Here is a 2,141-nt window from a genome sequence, read left to right as displayed (position 1 = left end):
GTAAGTTATGTAGGCATAATCTAATACGTTAATATTCATTATGAATCTCCCATCCAGTTTCAAACAGTCAAGTTGAATACTAAGCTGGTTACTATTAAATGCCAACTCAGTGGGTGGGATGGTTCATTACATTGGAGCCGTAATTTTTTATATGGTATTTTTGATATCCCGATAAAAATTTTCATGAGCTCCTAATTTCAACAAGGTCAATATAATTTCATCTTCATCATACATGTAGCCCAATAATACGTCCTGGTTTAACAGTTTGAATTTATGAACCCTTAAAAAATCTAAGTCCCCTTTTTTACGTTCTCCGAGATCAGGATTGTTTATTAACTTCCTAACTTCCTCATCGAGGACAGCTTTATGCTGTTTAGGTAGTTTTTTTACAGTTTTCTTAAATGAGTTAGATTGCTTAATGGTCAAATTCATAATCATCAACCAATCCATTATCTATTTCCGCTTTTGCCAGCAGACTGTCTCTAATAAACTCATAGGATAAATCAGGATTTTCTTCTGCAATTTTTCCTATTTTAGCCCAGTGTTCAATTTGTCCAGCCCCAGAACGAGACATTACTTCACCAATAGCTTTGGCTTGTTTAACTAATGTATCTGATAATCTTACCGATTGAGCCATGTTCTATCTCCACCATTATGGATAAAGTAATTATAGCATATGGCGACAAAAAATCGCAAATCGCGATAAATGATTAAAATATAATAACCTTTACTCATTACCCTAATAAATTAGTGTTGGGATTGTTTGAGATGGATAACGTACCTTATATACCATAAAGTGGGCGTTTAATTAAAATAAACCCTGTATCTATCATTGTATAAATGAGAATAATGCATAAAGTTTTAGATGGATAAGATTTATAGCAAGGTGACGGTGTTCTGCATTAATCGCGTTTTTATTCTATAATTTGGCTATAGAAGGTTTCTGGGGATTCTGAACTCAATCAACTTGAATCTCATTTTTCTAATTCAGAATTGCTATTCGTAATATCTGCATCATTACGGATCTTGTAAATTAACATCAACAGTATATATTTTTCTAATTTCAGTTGTAGCATTCGCTACTACGCCACGGATATTAGGATTGTTATCCCACGATTCATCCCAGTCATATCCAGTGAATTGTTCTTCATTAGGCGTCAAATAGACCTTCATCCCAGGCTCATAAAATTGATCTTTTTGTATTTCTTCATTCACTTTATTTATAAATTCTTGAGCTGAAATGGTAATCATAAAAATATCCGAAATATTAGATAGTAATTTAATTGTAGTCATAAAAATTTGATGCGTTGCGTCATCTATCATTTTCAATTAAAAAATAGCCAAGTACTCTTTTGTTAAGATCTAAAAGGATAACTTAGCGGTTCTTGCGGTATCTTGATTTGATTACATCGGAATAGTACTCACCAAAATAAAACTATAATATTCTATAATTCCATTTATAAGTCCGCAAAGCTTGTCGAAAACAAACAGGAGAAAAATACGAAGCTAGGATCATTTCCAATACAAGTGAAAAGCACACCTGTAGGTTCATTAGAGTTTTCTGAAGCGAGAACTTTATGCATTACTCGCATGCCGCCAGCATAATGGCATGCGCTGGATATACTATTAAAGATATTATTAGCAGTTTTAGGCTGATCGGCACTTCTATACGCTTGATCACATTGAGGGGACTGTCCATTGGGAGGGTTTAATAATTTTTGCGCAAAAGAGCTTGAGCTGATTAAAGTAGATATCAAGAGGATTCTCACAATAAATTTCATAATAACCATCCATGCAAAACTCTATTTATAGTATAGCTTCAAATTAATGAGGAAATATCTTGTGTATATCCCAACCGTAATAGAATTAACTTTAGTTCAATAAAACCACCGTTTAATTAAACAATTAAAATAATCCTGAATCATATATATTTATCTAATCTTAACGTCTATTTAACTGTTTCAATTAAATAATGTTTAAGTTACTATGATTGAAACGTATAAGTGAACTTTAATCATGTTAATTGGATATGCCCGTGTTTCGACCCGAAGCCAGAATTTGGATTTACAGATAGATGCTTTAAAGAGAGTTATTGTCAAAAGTGGTGTACAGCATTAGGCGGCGTTTCTGTCTGATTGTTC

General features: G+C 32.8%; 5 protein-coding genes. 1 reads left to right on the top strand and 4 read right to left on the bottom strand.

What is annotated here, in order from left to right:
• Positions 1–147 precede the first annotated feature (147 nt).
• The 4 genes from Q0495_RS11750 to Q0495_RS11735 form a co-directional block, all read right to left on the bottom strand.
• Positions 148–438: a type II toxin-antitoxin system RelE/ParE family toxin gene (locus Q0495_RS11750; RefSeq protein ID WP_298626529.1), complete on the bottom strand. Its 291-nt coding sequence runs from the start codon at positions 436–438 to the stop codon at positions 148–150.
• Positions 416–637, bottom strand: coding sequence for a ParD-like family protein (locus Q0495_RS11745; protein ID WP_045094727.1), 222 nt, complete (start codon positions 635–637; stop codon positions 416–418). Before Q0495_RS11745 ends, Q0495_RS11750 begins: the two co-directional genes overlap by 23 nt.
• Before the next feature lie 380 nt (positions 638–1,017).
• Positions 1,018–1,251 carry a hypothetical protein gene (locus tag Q0495_RS11740; RefSeq protein WP_298626522.1) on the bottom strand — a complete coding sequence of 78 codons (234 nt, stop codon included), beginning with the start codon at positions 1,249–1,251 and terminating at the stop codon, positions 1,018–1,020.
• A gap of 206 nt (positions 1,252–1,457) precedes the next feature.
• Positions 1,458–1,781, bottom strand: coding sequence for a hypothetical protein (locus Q0495_RS11735; protein ID WP_298626519.1), 324 nt, complete (start codon positions 1,779–1,781; stop codon positions 1,458–1,460).
• Between the two features lie 235 nt (positions 1,782–2,016).
• On the opposite strand from Q0495_RS11735, the gene Q0495_RS11730 reads away from it, so the two are divergent.
• Positions 2,017–2,118 carry a recombinase family protein gene (locus tag Q0495_RS11730; RefSeq protein ID WP_298626516.1) on the top strand — a complete coding sequence of 34 codons (102 nt, stop codon included), beginning with the start codon at positions 2,017–2,019 and terminating at the stop codon, positions 2,116–2,118.
• The last annotated feature ends 23 nt before the right edge of the window (positions 2,119–2,141 follow it).

It is taken from the genome of uncultured Legionella sp., assembly GCF_937871865.1.
Classification (GTDB): Bacteria; Pseudomonadota; Gammaproteobacteria; order Legionellales; family Legionellaceae; genus Legionella.
This window is presented reverse-complemented; position numbering and strand designations above follow the sequence as displayed.